This is a genomic window from Desulfosporomusa polytropa, from assembly GCF_055380075.1.
Map to the genome: position 1 here is coordinate 1,841,834 of NZ_AP042400.1, position 14,211 is coordinate 1,856,044.

Below are 14,211 nucleotides of genomic sequence, written 5' to 3' on the forward strand. Positions count from 1 at the left end.
CAACCTCAGGTGTGCGTGGGGGTAATCTTTAGCGCGTTGTATGTATTGCTGCTTTTACCACCTTCGGCATGTCTTGTTTACCGCACACAGCCGTATGACGAATAGCCTTGTGTTCAAGCTCAGCAAGTGCTGGCGGCACAGGCCTGTCAATAATTTGGGACAATTGGTTTAAAACTGCAAACTCGGACTTATCTTTAACGCTATCAGCTCCGGCTAATGCATTTAGCACTGTTTGATTAAACTTAAACGGACTGGCGGTAGAAACAATAATATTTAAAGTAGTATCTCCAGTCTGATGGCGATAGTTTTCGGCAACCTGCCACGCCACTGCCGTATGCGGATCAAGCGCATAGCCATACTCCTTATGTACTCGGTCAATAGTGGCGGCTGTTTGAACATCATCGACCCAGCCTGCCGGAAATAGCTCTTTGATCGCAGCTAAATACTCATCACCAATATGATATTCCCCAGTGGTATTGAGTTTTTCCATCCACTGGCTGATCTGTTTGGAATCCTGCTTAGTAATATGGTACAACAATCGTTCCAAATTGCTAGAAATCAAAATATCCATCGAAGGTGAATACGTTTTATAGAATGGCCTATTACGGCTATACACACCAGTTGTAAGGAAATCAGTCAATACATTATTACTATTGGAAGCACAGATCAGCTTGTTAATGGGTAAACCCATCTGTTTTGCATAATAGCCTGCCAAAATATTACCAAAATTTCCTGTAGGAACAACAAAATTCACTTTATCGCCTTGCGTTATCTGCTGATCTCGCACCAAATCGGCATAAGCACTGAAATAATACACGATTTGCGGCACTAATCGGCCCCAGTTGATAGAATTAGCTGATGATAACTTAAAACCGTCATTAGCAATTTCTGCATTAAATGCTTGGTCGCTAAAAATACGTTTTACACCTGTCTGGGCATCATCAAAATTGCCTTTTACAGCAAATACTTTAAGATTCTCCCCTTCCTGCGTAACCATCTGCAGGCGTTGAATTTGACTTACGCCCTCTTCTGGGTAAAAAACCATAACCTGCGTTTGTTCCACATCCTTAAAGCCTTCCAGCGCGGCTTTACCCGTATCCCCAGAGGTGGCAACAAGAATAACGATTTGAGCCTGTTCGCCGATCTTCTTGAGCGCACAAGACAGCAGCCTTGGTAATAATTGCAATGCCATATCTTTAAAAGCGCTAGTCGGGCCATGCCATAATTCTAAAGCAACTGTCTGTTCGCCAACCTTGACAACCGGTGCGACAGCCGGACTACTAAACTTGCCGCTTCCGTAAGCGCCAGCTACACAGCTTTTCAATTCAGCCTCCGTATAATCAGTCAAAAACAACTGTAATATAGCGGCTGCCCGGTCTTGGTAGCAAAGCGAACATAACGTAGCGATAAACGTTTCATCTACGCACGGAATAGCTTCCGGTACAAACAAACCACCATCAGGGGCGATCCCTTGTGCAATGGCCTGAGCGGATGTCATCCTCTCAACCTGACCTCGTGTGCTAAGATACATACAAAGACTCCTCCCACAAAAAATACTATTTAACTATTTTTCGGCATTTACAATATGTTTTCCGGTCACAGTCCCACCATTATAACAAACAAACATGGTAGCTGCAAAATCAAGTACATTATTTAATTCTGTGTGACTGACATTTTCATCAGCATAAACAACAGCTAGCAAATTGTGAGTTGCCAAAGTAACCGCCGTCCGCCGCGAATCTGCGGTAGGATTACCAAATACCCCAACATTGTCTGTTAAAAATGGTTTATGATCAGCAGAAACTTCCTTACCTGCTATGTTGGTATATTGCCCCTCTGTTGCCAGTCTATAACTACTATCGCCTACAATCTGATCTAAATCATAAAGACCAAATGGCAATAAAAACTTGATAGAACAATAGTTGTTGACATCTACCGCACTATTTACATAATATAAGTTTTTCTTTTGCAATACACGCCGCACCAAAGCCTCTGATGCAGGTCGATAACGTGACGGATCAAAGTGAAGCTTTTTGTACATATTACGCACTGCCAAAATCCGCGGAAGTTTTGGCAGATTATCCATATTGTATACCTGACCAACTTCTATTTGCAGCCTATCAAACTCCTGACTTAAGGCTGGTGGTGTCCCCCTGACAACAACATCATTAATAGTCAAATATCCTAAGCGGCAATTAGGTACAACTTGACTAATACTTTCATGAATAGTAATTTTCATAATAAAAAGAAACTCCTCCCGGACATTTAGCTACTAAACTTTACAATCGCGAGCAATTGGACAAACCTGAGCCTTCACAGCTTGCGCTAAGTGTTCAGGCGCAAGGATAATCTGACACCCTCGAACACCAGCACTAACAGCAATTACCTGCCAGTTTGCCGCACTTTTATCTAAAAAAACCGGATAACGCTTTTTCGGGCCTAGCGGTGAAACACCGCCGCGAACGTAACCAGTAAGCGGTTGAACCTCTTTTAGCGACACCATTTCTACTTTTTTGTTGCCACTAACGGCTGCCAAAGCTTTAAGATCAAGTTCGGTGGCCCCGGGGATACAGGCCATTATAATTCCAGTTTTATCGCCTTTTACTACCAGGGTTTTAAATACCTGCGCATCTGGCATCCCCACTTTTTCCGCCACATTTTGCGCACTTAAATCAGTTTCATCAACCTCATATTCCCGCAATTCATAGGTAAATTTAAGACCATCCAATATTCTAGCAGCATTTGTTTTCATAACAATATACGTTTTCTCCCCTAACTATCTATCACTATAATCATACTATATTATTTACATGCATTCTATATCGATTTATTTCATTTAATTGTAATAAGCTGATATCTATCATAGGAATAAAACAGACTTTTGCTGACAAATATATTCCCTCCTCAGCTAAAAAATTCGTCTATAGCTTTTGCATTTTTTCACAGTATAGTATTGTTTCCTCTATTTGTCAACAAAGAGATACGAGCGCGGAAAACCGCGCCCGTAATCGCTAATCAAGGTTCATCGATTTAACTTTTACATTAGGTATTTTCTGCAGTTCTTGTTCGATCTGCTTTACTGGCACAGCCTCTCCGCATAACTGTAGCAAAATAATGCCGTTGTTGGTACAAGAACCTACAGCCGCATCATGAAGCCCTAACCGCACCCGAATATAGCAACCATAGTTTGTAAGTACATCTTGAACCTTTACCGCCGTCTCCATACGATTGTCCTGGATAATTGTCATGATTGTCGAGCAATTTGTCATTGTAAACAACACCTCCTATTTATATTTATATACGATTTATCATAAATTATAAAAATTCCTTCTTCCATTTGATAAAAATAAAAATTTTCATCATAGTTCTTTCCATATAATTGAAGGATATTTCCATATTATTGTTGAAATAACATTATCGCTATATATTGTACTCTCATTCTTATATTGTGAGGTTTTTATGAGTGAAACAGCTGAAAACCGTAGAATAATTGAACAGCGTATTGAATATCTTGTTCCTGGTATGAAGTTGTCCCGTGATGTCTGTTCCAATGATGGGAAAATACTATTTAGCCAAAACAGCATCCTCACTCAACACACTATTCAAAAATTAAACAATTGGCAAGTGCCCACTGTTTCGGTCTACACTGAGGTAACCACCCTTAATCCCCTTGTTGACCCAAAACTACAAAAATTCCTTAATACATATAACCAATCAGTTACCGTCGTGCAAAAGGCTTTTGACGATATTAGAGCCACCCAGGACATCCCCTTAGACACTTTTACCACCACTGCTGATGAACTTGCTGCTGGTGTTGCCGAAGCAGGCAATGTGATTGACCGCCTATATAATTTACCGCCTTGTGACGACTATACCATGTACCATAGCGTCAATGTTAGCGCCATCTCTGCACTTATTGCCACTTGGCTCAACTATCCGCCAGATTCCGTTAATGCTATCTCTTTGGCCGGACTATTGCATGATGTTGGCAAATCGCGCCTACCGGTAGAGCTGCTAAATCAGCCTAACCGGCTTCCACCAGACTCATATGAACAATATATGAAACATGTTGCCCACGGTTATCATCTGGTAAGTAAACTTTCTACTATCTCCCCAAGCATTACTGCAGCTGTTTTCCAGCATCATGAAAGGCGGGATGGCAGCGGTTACCCAGGTAGTATTACTGACTATTATATCCATCCTTATGCTAAGATTGTGGCCGTGGCAGATTTATATGATGAAGGGATGACAATCAACTGCGAAAATCCGCAATCCAGGTTAAGTCCCTATCTTAGTCTTCAGAAACTGCGTGAGGAAGTTTACCGCCTTGACCCCAAAATTTGCATAATTTTTGCTGACAACATGACGAATTTCTTATCAGGCAACCGAGTGGCGCTTACTGACGGCCAACAAGGCCGCGTGGTATATATTAATAGAGCACAGCCTGCACGTTCGATGATTCAATTAGATAATGGACTAGTTCTTGATTTATCCGAACAGAGCGAAATTAATATTGATTATATAGTACGTTAGCCTAAACCGCCCTCCTTGGGCGATTTATTTTTTAATAATACTACGTCTATATGTTTAACATAGTTACAAATAATATAGTAATAGTAGTAACATTTAGAAGGACAAGTGCGGTCCGGCAGCGAAAAATTAGTACATATCATTTGTATTTATGATAGAGGTGAATGGTTTTTGCTCAAAATTGCTTTAGGCCAGATGGAGGTTATCCCTGGTAGACCGGATTTAAATACCGATAAAATGCTGACGATGATACAGGCGGCCTGTAACCAACATGCTGATATAATTATCTTCCCCGAAATGGCCGTCCCTGGTTATTTATTAGGTGATACTTGGGAACAATCGTCTTTTCTACATGATTGTGAGATATTTGGTCACCAGATAATTGCTGCTTCCCAAAATATCTGCATCATTTTCGGTAATGTTGCTATTCAATGGGATAAGCACGGCGATGATGGTCGGGTACGCAAATATAATGCTTGCTTTGTGGCTCAAGATGGCCAACTTGCTGCCACCCGCATCAAGACATTGCACCCCAATTACCGTGAATTTGATGACACACGACATTTTTTTAGTCTGCGCAAACTGGCCCTTGAACGAAAGCAGGATATTGAAACCCTACTGACACCAGTGAAAGTTACGATCCAGAATAAAGAATATTGTTTGGGCTGTATTATTTGCGAAGATGGCTGGAATGACGATTACGGCATTGACCCAATTGCCATACTTAAGGCCAATGGCCCCCTGGATTTGATAATAAATCTCTCTAGTTCACCATTTACCCTGGGTAAAAACAATAAACGTAACCGGGTATTTTCCAAGCAAGCCCAGGAAACTGGCGTACCACTTATCTATTTAAACACTGTTGGTCTTCAAAATAATGGTAAAACAGTATATACCTTTGACGGTTTCAGTACAGTGTATAACGGTATGGGTCAAATTATCGCCTACTGCCAGCCCTTTACAGAAACGCTGTCGTACCTGGACCTTGCTATTACTATTCCTGGTCAAGACCTGCCCTCAATCAGCGTGCCAAACGATTTTACTATTGAAAGCTTATATCAGGCTGTCAGCTATGGGATTAGGAAATTTTTACAGTCAATTGGTATGACAAAAATTGTCATTGGTCTGTCAGGCGGCATAGATTCAGCGGTAAATGCCGCACTATTTGCTCATATTTTAAACCCGGAAAATATCCTGCTAGTCAATATGCCTAGTAAATTCAACTCCAAAACTACCAAGGATTTAGCAGCCCAACTAGCACAAAATCTTGGCTGCCTATATACTGTAATGCCTATAGAAGAATCGGTCGAATATACTGCCGCCCAAATCAGTGGTACACCAATCACTAACCTGGCCGACGGTCGACAATTTAACTTTCTCGTTTCTTCCTTTGTCCTAGAAAACATTCAGGCCAGGGACCGTTCTGCTCGCTTGCTAGCAGGTATCGCGGCTGCTTTTGGGGGCGGTTTCACATGCAACGCCAACAAAAGTGAGCTTACTGTCGGCTACTCTACCCTCTATGGCGATCAAGCCGGATTTTTAGCATCATTGGCTGACCTCTGGAAACATCAAGTCTATCAATTAGCTAACTATCTAAATACTCACGTTTATGAACGGGAAGTGATTCCCCAGGCAATCATTGATTTAGTACCAAGCGCAGAGCTTTCATTTGATCAATCGGTTGATCAAGGCAAGGGTGATCCCATTATCTATGCTTATCACGACTATTTGTTCCGCGCGTTTATGGAATATTGGAACCGTGCTACGCCAGAAGATATTTTAGTTTGGTATAGCCAAGGCTCTGCTGTGCTAGAGCAAAAATTAGGCTGCCAAGCTGGTCTTGTCAACAGACTATTCGCTAGCCCACGTGAATTTATTGAAGATTTGGAACGCTGGTGGCGCCTCTATACCGGTATGGCGGTAGCCAAACGCATTCAAGCCCCGCCGGTATTGGCTGTCAGCCGTCGCGTCTACGGTTTTGATCATCGAGAGGCACAAAACAGTGTATATTTCACCCAGAAATACCTGAAAATAAAACATACCTTGTTAGTCGGAGCGGAAGAATAGCTAGATTGCTACGTCTACCCCTCCTTGCAATGACTAAGAATATAAAAACCACGGCAAAGAGACAATCCCTTTGCCGTGGTTTTTTATTCACTGATTTATCACTTTACTAACATCCGCAATAGCCAGATGCCAATGAACGCAGCACCAACTACTAAAAAGATAAACAACAATACAGGAAGAAAAAAGAATAGCAATACTGCTAAAATAGCAGCTACCATCAAATTCCCAACCCATCCGGAAGAACCAAAGGAAAGATTGATTCGCTTCACCCGTGGCGAATCACTTGATTCATAACTGCTATACTGCCCGCGGCGGGCATCAACATTCTCACCCTCAATAGTAATACCGTCAAAGCCATCACGTTCCTGACGGCTTAATACGGTAACTGCAAACGTATAGCCACAGTGCGGACAGCTCTCTATTCCAGTTTGTATTATCTCATTACACTTAGGACACTGCATGGTTTACTCCTCCTGAAACTTATTGTAGATCATACAGCAAGGAAATCATGCCTTCTTCACTTAAGTATCTGGGATCATATTTTTCCAGTTTTAATACATTAAAAATTTTATTACGGTTGGCACTAATACTTGATTTACCTACCTCCATCTCTTCGGCTAATGTATCTAGCGGCATTTCGGCCTCACCATTATTAATCTGAGAATAGGCTTGAATGACAGCAGCAGCCCAAACAGCTGGTTTTCTGACATTCACGGTAATAATTCTAGAAAAATCATGCCACAACTTCTGCGCCAAGACAGTATCATGCAAGGAATAGCCAAATTTCGGCATAAAAACTGCAATAGAATCCGTTACTGCCGTATTAATGGTTTTGGCATCATCTACCGGCTGCGGAAAATTGCGTTCCACCTGCATGTAGGAAGTAACATTAACCCGGGCCCAAGTAGCTAGAAGATCAATCGTATGTCTTACAGCATTCGCATGCCGCTCAACAAAGTCAGCCCAAGTAACCCCTGGTTGCTGCAAAGCTAACATATCTTTCTGGCGATTAATCTCTTCTTTAACCCGACGGCGCAAATTACTACTAATTTCAACACTGGTAATGAAATTAATCATAACCAGTTCGTTTTCTTCTTGTTGTAGAAAGACGTGTCCATAAAACAACAATTTTTTTACAAGTTTATAATCATAATTCGGATTAGGCAAGCGGAATTTTTCGTCAGTTAGTAGATTAACACAATCAACCCAATCCTGATTGACTACACTCTCAACATAAAATACCGTAAATTTAGCGCCCATAAGCTCTTGCAATATTTTTCGTTCTTCTTCAGTCAAACGTTCATTATAATCCAACTCAAACTGAACTATTGGCGTGCGATCATTTGCCAGCAAATGATAATCAAATAAGAAATAATCCCAAAATCCCAGCCAAAACTCATCGTCATTTTCATCTTCTGGCATTTGTCCAAGTGGCCCCAAGTACAGTACAAGAGCCCTGTCAAAATCCTCAATAAACTTTTCTTGCTGAAAGTAAGAGCTAAACTTAAGCATTAGTCGTTCTACTGCTTCACCGACTATGTGGCCGATATCTTTCGGTATTGTAGGCGATGATTTTGAGAGCAGACTACTTTCCTCATCATCCCCTGCCTCAATAAACTTAAGTCGCTTACTTCCAGTCATAAAGGCTGCTGCCTGATCAAGTTCCCCAATATCAAAATATATTTTTCGTGTGGCCAAATAGCCATAAAACTCCCGCAATACATCAAACAAATGATTTACCGTCTTAACATTGGGCTTAAACCCCTCTGTTTGTACAATCATCCATTCAACAGCCAGACTATACTCGGCAGCTGTCATCTCATCAATGGTCATATCGCTCGAATAGACCAAATACGCTACAAACATCTGCAGATTGTGCCACCTATCCCTCAGCACTTGGTCATCGGCTCCCTGCCAAGCCTGCTGTCGCAAAAAACCTTCAACCCAGTCTCTTTTTATTGCTGAATTCCAGTCCAGTTCTTCGTCAAAAAAAACCTGGACTTCATCATAAACATTTTTTATGTTGGTCATGGTAAACATTTAACTCCTTTAAGCACGTTAACGAACCTTATTATAACACGTTTACCATCTCTAAACTAGTAGCACTCCGCATTATTGGAATTGTTTCCCAGTAGCTAGTGCGTTTAGGAATGTTTTTCCACTCCGTGTCTTGAGTGAAAGATCGCTAACGACCACGCGCATAACTGTTACGCGGCCCTCAGGCGTACTATGTCCTCCTAGCGCATGAATAATGTATGGATGGCCATCCTGTTCACCCAGATAAATCATAACATGGCCTGGCATATAGACAGCAGCCCCTGGTTCCAAGGCATTGATTTGCATTAAGCGTTCACTTCCGGAAAATGTAATAGTACGTCCAGCAGCGAGCTCCTGTTCATCGGCATTACGCGGTAGCTTGAAGCCAAAACTCCGGTATACATCAAGCACTAGCGAGGAACAGTCCCAACTGCCATGCATTCCGCCCCAACCATAACGCTGACCCTGTAATTTAAACACCTGACTGATAATATTAGCCCTGGTATAGGGCAGATATCCGCAAACCACCTGATTATCAGCCGGTACTTCAGCCAGTTTGAAAACTAACTCTCCCTTAGAACCACGTACTGGCAACCTGACAGCATATTTACCATCTGCCCTTACTTGTACCTTATTGGTTGCCAGAGGCAGTTTGGCTCCCATGGCAAACTCATTATCTCCGATGGTAAGTTTACGGGCTGTTACCGTTAAAAATTCCGCTGTATCTAGATATTGCCGCCACTCCTGACGATTGGCGGCAATAGCCAACACCTTGGCTGGCAGCCACCCCCGATAGTTATAGGTTTGGACATAATACCAATCTTTGTTCAAACTTTCATGCAATATAATAGCAGGTTCTGCTGGGTCAATCGCCGTTTCCTGCAACAAGTCAAATTCACGGTCATCACTCTTGTCTGCCACAAAATCATTTGTAGGAAAAGTCCTGATATTGGCACGAGTCACGGTGAACGCAAACCGCATTGAAGTAGTTGATGCAATCGCATCTATATTACACTCAGACGCAAGTGCACTGTAATAATCAGCAGTAGCTGGCTGCCCGTTTATATACTCCTTATCCTCAGGCGGCTTAGGTACGGCTATCAGGCTTACCAGTTTTTCCTTTGACTGTTGGCTTGGGTATTGGCGCAAATCATAAACTGTATCAGGCAGCTTGTCGATTACCCTCTGGTTAAAGGCAGCAATCTGATTGTGCTCCAAAATCACTTGATGAGGCTCGTGCAATTTATTAATCCAAAAGTTATCAGTAAGCATCATCGGCGCAACATTAGGCATCATCTCACTCACATCTGCCGCCGCTACCGGCCATACAAAGGCGGCCATGGTAACCATGGTAATAAACAACAACAATCTTTTCACTCATTATCTCTCCTCATTCGGCTAATCAGCCCTTCATTTCTAGTAGGTATACTTCACCATTTTATTCACACTATCCTGCAAGCATTAACAGAAATGATTGTCAGCTACTGCGAAAAATGATATTCTGAAGAAATAGGGGGAGAGATATGTCTGAACAGTTACTATTAGAAATGATTGAACGGATGAGTGTGGCTGCCACACTTGCTTTTGTGTTGTCTCAAACCAATATATTTAGGCGGCTGATTAACCGCCGTAATACTTGTCAGGATGCATTGCTGCTTACTGTTTTTTTCGGTCTTGTCGGCATTTCAGGAACCTATGCTGGTATACCAATAAATGATGCCATTGCCAATTCCCGAGTTGTCGGCGTTATGGCGGCCGGACTTATTGGCGGACGTTGCATGGGTATATCGGCAGGCATCATTGCCGGCGGTCATCGTTACTTGCTAGGCGGCTTTACTGCCTTTTCCTGCGCTTTAGCCAATATTTGTGAAGGCCTGTTGGCTGGCATGATCCACAAACACTACCCAGGGCGGCCCATCCCCGGTTGGCTCGCTCTTGCTGCTGGCGTTTTTGGGGAAATTATGCAAATGGGTATTATTTTATTAACAGCACATCCCTATTACCTTGCCGTTGAACTTGTCAGTGCAATTGCTTTGCCCATGATTGTTGCCAATTCACTAGGATTAGCGGTATTTATGTTAATTATCAAAACTACCACCGACGCGCAAGAAAAAATTGGTGCTGAACAATCCCATAAGGCCCTTCATATTGCTAACAAAACCTTACCCTATTTAAGATACGGTCTCAATGCCGAATCGGCTCATGAAACAGTCCATATAATTTTGGCTGCCGCTGGCTATGATGCTGTAGCCATTACCGATACCGAACGGGTACTAGCGTTTACAGGTGCAGAAAGTTCCCATCATGCCCCTCCTACTAATACTAGTCTGACAGCAGTTACCCGCCAAGTGCTTGCCACTGGACAAATGCAGCTTGCCCAAAACAAGTCAGGCATCGGCTGCGCCCACATTGGCTGTCATCTTGCGAGCGCTATTATCGTGCCACTAAAATGCGCTGACAGAGTAATTGGCGCTCTAAAGCTATATTATACCCATAAGAGCAGCATCGGTCAGTCAGATGTCGTTTTCGCAACCGGACTGGCCCATCTATTTTCCACCCAGCTTGAACTTACCGAGATCGACCATCAGGCCAAACGGGCGGCCAAAGCCAAACTGAAAGCCCTGCATGCTCAGATCAATCCACACTTTTTATTTAATACCCTCAATACCATTACTTCGCTTGTCCGCACTAAGCCTGATTTAGCGCGAGATTTGCTTATCAAATTGAGTGCGATCTTTCGTTATACACTGCATAAGACCGGACAGAATATCACCCTTGACGAAGAATTAGCTCAAGTTCGCGCTTATCTTTCTATTGAACAAGCCCGTCATGGCGAAAAACTGGTAATAATAGAAGCAATTGAGACAGGACTTGGTCACTACCGGATTCCCTCCCTTACCATCCAGCCTTTGGTAGAAAACGCCATAAAACACGGCCTGCAACCAAAACCTGCTGGCGGCTCTATTACGCTTAAGGCTACTGATTTCGAAAATGCCATCGAGATAAGTATTATTGACGACGGTGTTGGTATGGATTTAGCAACTCACAATCCACTTGAACATCCAAGTGGCGAAAGTATTGGCCTGATCAATGTGCATGAACGCCTCCATGGTCAATATGGCAGCAGTTATGGCTTAACACTCACCAGTCAAATTGACCATGGCACTACAATTACATTGCGTTTTCCGAAACGCCTTACTGACGAGGTGGATGACTGTGCTTAAAGCTATAATTGTTGATGACGAACTACCTGCTCGCGATGAACTAAAATTTTTGTTATCAAAGTTGCCTGATATCACTGTGATTGGCGAGGCTGACAACGGCCCCGAGGCGGTCGGCCTTGCTGCCCAGCATAACCCTGACGTTGTTTTTTTAGATATTCAAATGCGGGGCATGAACGGCCTTGATACAGCACTAGCACTACGAACAGCCGCCCCACACGCCCTTATTGTTTTTGCTACAGCTTATGATGAATATGCACTTAAAGCATTTGAAATAGGCGCTGTTGATTATCTGCTGAAACCGTTTGAAGGGGAACGAGTAACCTCTACCGTACTGCGCTTAGAAAAGTATCGTCCAGAAGAATGGCAAGTAGCCACCACTCACCTTGACCAAGTGCTGACTTCGACAGTCAAACAGCCAGTACACAAACTAGCCGTCGAAAAAAATGGCAAAATTATAGTAATTGATTATGATGATATTATCTATATCCACAGCCATACCGGTTTAGTCAGCATTGTAACCGCAACCGGAGAATATAGCTACTCCGGCACACTGACAGAACTACAAGAACGTCTGCGTGACACGCCTATTTTCCGAGTACACAGAAGCTATCTTGTCCATATGGAAAAGGTTAAAGAAGTCATCCCCTGGTTTAAAGGTACTTACTGGCTAAAATTGCCTACACTAGGCAACAGTAGCTATATAGAGATACCTGTTGGTAAAGGTCAAATAAAGAATTTAAAAGAAATTCTGGGCCTAAAATAAAGCAACAAAACTATTGTTGTGAAAATATATCTTGACTATATCAATATTTCATGATATATTGTAAAAGATTATTGTCCATGTGGTTATAAACCCCTATTTAGAAAAAGTAGTTCTCCGAATTTCTCTTTGTTCTAATTAGTAATTGGTAGTAGTCCACGGTAATGCGGCTGATTACGTTTTCGAACGTGATGATTACCAATTTAGAATTAAGGAGGAGTATAGATATGAAACGTATTATATCATTAGTTAAACGGCTGGCTTTTCTCGGTTATTGCACCTTTGAAATTGAAAGCATCATTAAAGAAGCTATTGGCATAAACATCATCAGCGACTTAAGCGATACCCAAGAAGTTTCCGTCATCCAACACTTAGAGATGTACGAACAATTGGGGCTAAGTTATCTGCAAACTTATAGTAAATAAGTAGTACTGGAGTGAGAGCATAATTTTTATGCTCTCACTTTTTCTTTTACACTGCTTTGCCGAGTTGGTGCAATCATGATTTCACATTGTGAAAAATCGTACCACATAGCACGATTTGTGCTTAAATTATCACCATGCAGAATCGGCGTTTCCAAAACATATGGTATAATTAATATACTATCACGTACTTCTGGGGAGGTAATTTACTAGTGGATACACCCATATTTAAAGGTATTATACCACCAGTTCCAACGATTATGAACCAAGATGGCCATCTGGACAAAGCTGGTATGCAGCACATGATTGACCACCTGATAGCGGGTGGCGTCGATGTTTTGTTTTTTCTAGGCAGCGCCGGCGAATTTAGCCAAATGTCGGCTGAAATGCGCAAAGAGGTTGCCGAGTTTTGTGTAACATATACCAACCATCGCTTACCTACGCTACTTGGTATTGCTTCACCAGGTACTCAGGAAACCATTAAGTATGGCTGTCATGCCAAAGCCATCGGTGCTGATGGCACAGTCTTAGTTAATCCTTACTACGCAATCCTAAACGAAGAAAATATCTATAATTACTATAAAGCAGTAGCTACCGCTGTAGATTTGCCGATCATTCTCTACAATTTTCCCGCTCTTACTAATCAGGATCTTAGCCCTGCTCTGGTAAAACGACTAGCACTTGATTTTTCGAATATTGTTGGAATTAAAGATACAGTTGATTCCATGCGCCATATTCGCGACGTTATCCTTACGGTTAAGCCTGTTCGTCCTGATTTCGGAGTATATGCCGGTTTTGATGAATATATGCTGGATACCTTGATTATTGGCGGCGATGGCGGCTTTCCTTCCAGTGCCAACTTTGCTCCTTATCTTGCCAAAGGCATTTACCGCGCCTTTCAGGAAAAGGATGGTGCCCGCTTAATTGAACTACAACGGTTGCTTTCCTACATTCCTCCCATATTCGCCTTAGAATCTCCCTTTTACAGTGTTGTCAAAGAATCTGTAAAAATGACCGGTATAGATATTCCCACCAAGGTACTGCCACCGGCGGCACCTTTAACTGATGAAAAGAAAACTATGATCCGAGAAGTTCTCCAAAAGTTAGGAGTACTAAAGCAATAATCCATCTACCATATAAAAATCCGCGTTCAATAAATGGACGCGGATTT

General features: G+C 42.3%; 13 protein-coding genes. 6 read left to right on the forward strand and 7 right to left on the reverse strand.

All coding sequences use genetic code 11. The features are described 5' to 3' along the window. Positions 1-28: 28 nt before the first annotated feature. The 4 genes from thrC to ACZ449_RS10495 all read right to left on the reverse strand — a co-directional run bounded on the left by thrC (position 29) and on the right by ACZ449_RS10495 (position 3,269). Positions 29-1,531 carry a threonine synthase gene (thrC, locus tag ACZ449_RS10480; protein ID WP_464260962.1) on the reverse strand — a complete coding sequence of 501 codons (1,503 nt, stop codon included), beginning with the start codon at positions 1,529-1,531 and terminating at the stop codon, positions 29-31. A gap of 33 nt (positions 1,532-1,564) precedes the next feature. Then, positions 1,565-2,239, reverse strand: coding sequence for a B3/B4 domain-containing protein (locus ACZ449_RS10485; protein ID WP_464260963.1), 675 nt, complete (start codon positions 2,237-2,239; stop codon positions 1,565-1,567). 33 nt (positions 2,240-2,272) lie between these two features. Beyond that, the gene (ybaK, locus tag ACZ449_RS10490) at positions 2,273-2,752 is read right to left on the reverse strand and encodes a Cys-tRNA(Pro) deacylase (RefSeq protein ID WP_464260964.1); all 480 of its coding nucleotides are present in this window, start codon (positions 2,750-2,752) and stop codon (positions 2,273-2,275) included. A 259-nt stretch (positions 2,753-3,011) separates the two neighbouring features. After that, positions 3,012-3,269 (reverse strand): CPF_0552 family protein, encoded by a 258-nt coding sequence (locus ACZ449_RS10495; protein WP_464260965.1) that lies wholly within the window; start codon positions 3,267-3,269, stop codon positions 3,012-3,014. A gap of 190 nt (positions 3,270-3,459) precedes the next feature. Between ACZ449_RS10495 and ACZ449_RS10500 the strand changes: the two genes are divergently transcribed. Both ACZ449_RS10500 and nadE read left to right on the forward strand, forming a co-directional pair. Then, on the forward strand, positions 3,460-4,533 hold the full coding sequence (locus ACZ449_RS10500; RefSeq protein WP_464260966.1) for an HD-GYP domain-containing protein: 1,074 nt from the start codon (positions 3,460-3,462) through the stop codon (positions 4,531-4,533). 168 nt (positions 4,534-4,701) lie between these two features. Continuing rightward, the gene (gene nadE / locus ACZ449_RS10505; protein ID WP_464260967.1) at positions 4,702-6,597 is read left to right on the forward strand and encodes an NAD(+) synthase; all 1,896 of its coding nucleotides are present in this window, start codon (positions 4,702-4,704) and stop codon (positions 6,595-6,597) included. 98 nt (positions 6,598-6,695) lie between these two features. Here nadE and ACZ449_RS10510 read toward each other — a convergent pair whose 3' ends face one another. The 3 genes from ACZ449_RS10510 to ACZ449_RS10520 form a co-directional block, all read right to left on the reverse strand. Further along, on the reverse strand, positions 6,696-7,058 hold the full coding sequence (locus ACZ449_RS10510; protein ID WP_464260968.1) for a hypothetical protein: 363 nt from the start codon (positions 7,056-7,058) through the stop codon (positions 6,696-6,698). Positions 7,059-7,077: 19 nt separating this feature from the next. Next, the gene (locus ACZ449_RS10515; protein ID WP_464260969.1) at positions 7,078-8,628 is read right to left on the reverse strand and encodes a hypothetical protein; all 1,551 of its coding nucleotides are present in this window, start codon (positions 8,626-8,628) and stop codon (positions 7,078-7,080) included. A gap of 81 nt (positions 8,629-8,709) precedes the next feature. Then, positions 8,710-10,011 carry a C40 family peptidase gene (locus ACZ449_RS10520; protein ID WP_464260970.1) on the reverse strand — a complete coding sequence of 434 codons (1,302 nt, stop codon included), beginning with the start codon at positions 10,009-10,011 and terminating at the stop codon, positions 8,710-8,712. Between the two features lie 146 nt (positions 10,012-10,157). On the opposite strand from ACZ449_RS10520, the gene ACZ449_RS10525 reads away from it, so the two are divergent. The 4 genes from ACZ449_RS10525 to ACZ449_RS10540 all read left to right on the forward strand — a co-directional run bounded on the left by ACZ449_RS10525 (position 10,158) and on the right by ACZ449_RS10540 (position 14,164). Beyond that, complete coding sequence (locus ACZ449_RS10525; protein WP_464260971.1) at positions 10,158-11,858, forward strand: LytS/YhcK type 5TM receptor domain-containing protein; 1,701 nt, start codon at positions 10,158-10,160, stop codon at positions 11,856-11,858. Beyond that, positions 11,845-12,621, forward strand: coding sequence for a LytR/AlgR family response regulator transcription factor (locus ACZ449_RS10530; RefSeq protein WP_464260972.1), 777 nt, complete (start codon positions 11,845-11,847; stop codon positions 12,619-12,621). The genes ACZ449_RS10525 and ACZ449_RS10530 overlap by 14 nt, the downstream gene beginning before the upstream one ends. Positions 12,622-12,845: 224 nt before the next feature. Next, a complete protein-coding gene (locus ACZ449_RS10535) occupies positions 12,846-13,043 on the forward strand; it encodes a hypothetical protein (protein WP_464260973.1) in 198 nt (65 codons plus the stop codon). A 209-nt stretch (positions 13,044-13,252) separates the two neighbouring features. Then, positions 13,253-14,164, forward strand: a complete 912-nt coding sequence (locus ACZ449_RS10540; RefSeq protein ID WP_464260974.1) for a dihydrodipicolinate synthase family protein — start codon at positions 13,253-13,255, stop codon at positions 14,162-14,164. The last annotated feature ends 47 nt before the right edge of the window (positions 14,165-14,211 follow it).

What these genes read in the sequence shown, in the direction of transcription:
- thrC (WP_464260962.1), bottom strand. Translation starts at nt 1,531, where the DNA reads ATGTATCTTAGCACACGAGGTCAGGTTGAGAGGATGACATCCGCTCAG.
- ACZ449_RS10485 (WP_464260963.1), bottom strand. Translation starts at nt 2,239, where the DNA reads ATGAAAATTACTATTCATGAAAGTATTAGTCAAGTTGTACCTAATTGC.
- ybaK (WP_464260964.1), bottom strand. Translation starts at nt 2,752, where the DNA reads ATGAAAACAAATGCTGCTAGAATATTGGATGGTCTTAAATTTACCTAT.
- ACZ449_RS10495 (WP_464260965.1), bottom strand. Translation starts at nt 3,269, where the DNA reads ATGACAAATTGCTCGACAATCATGACAATTATCCAGGACAATCGTATG.
- ACZ449_RS10500 (WP_464260966.1), top strand. Translation starts at nt 3,460, where the DNA reads ATGAGTGAAACAGCTGAAAACCGTAGAATAATTGAACAGCGTATTGAA.
- ACZ449_RS10510 (WP_464260968.1), bottom strand. Translation starts at nt 7,058, where the DNA reads ATGCAGTGTCCTAAGTGTAATGAGATAATACAAACTGGAATAGAGAGC.
- ACZ449_RS10515 (WP_464260969.1), bottom strand. Translation starts at nt 8,628, where the DNA reads ATGACCAACATAAAAAATGTTTATGATGAAGTCCAGGTTTTTTTTGAC.
- ACZ449_RS10525 (WP_464260971.1), top strand. Translation starts at nt 10,158, where the DNA reads ATGTCTGAACAGTTACTATTAGAAATGATTGAACGGATGAGTGTGGCT.
- ACZ449_RS10530 (WP_464260972.1), top strand. Translation starts at nt 11,845, where the DNA reads ATGACTGTGCTTAAAGCTATAATTGTTGATGACGAACTACCTGCTCGC.
- ACZ449_RS10535 (WP_464260973.1), top strand. Translation starts at nt 12,846, where the DNA reads ATGAAACGTATTATATCATTAGTTAAACGGCTGGCTTTTCTCGGTTAT.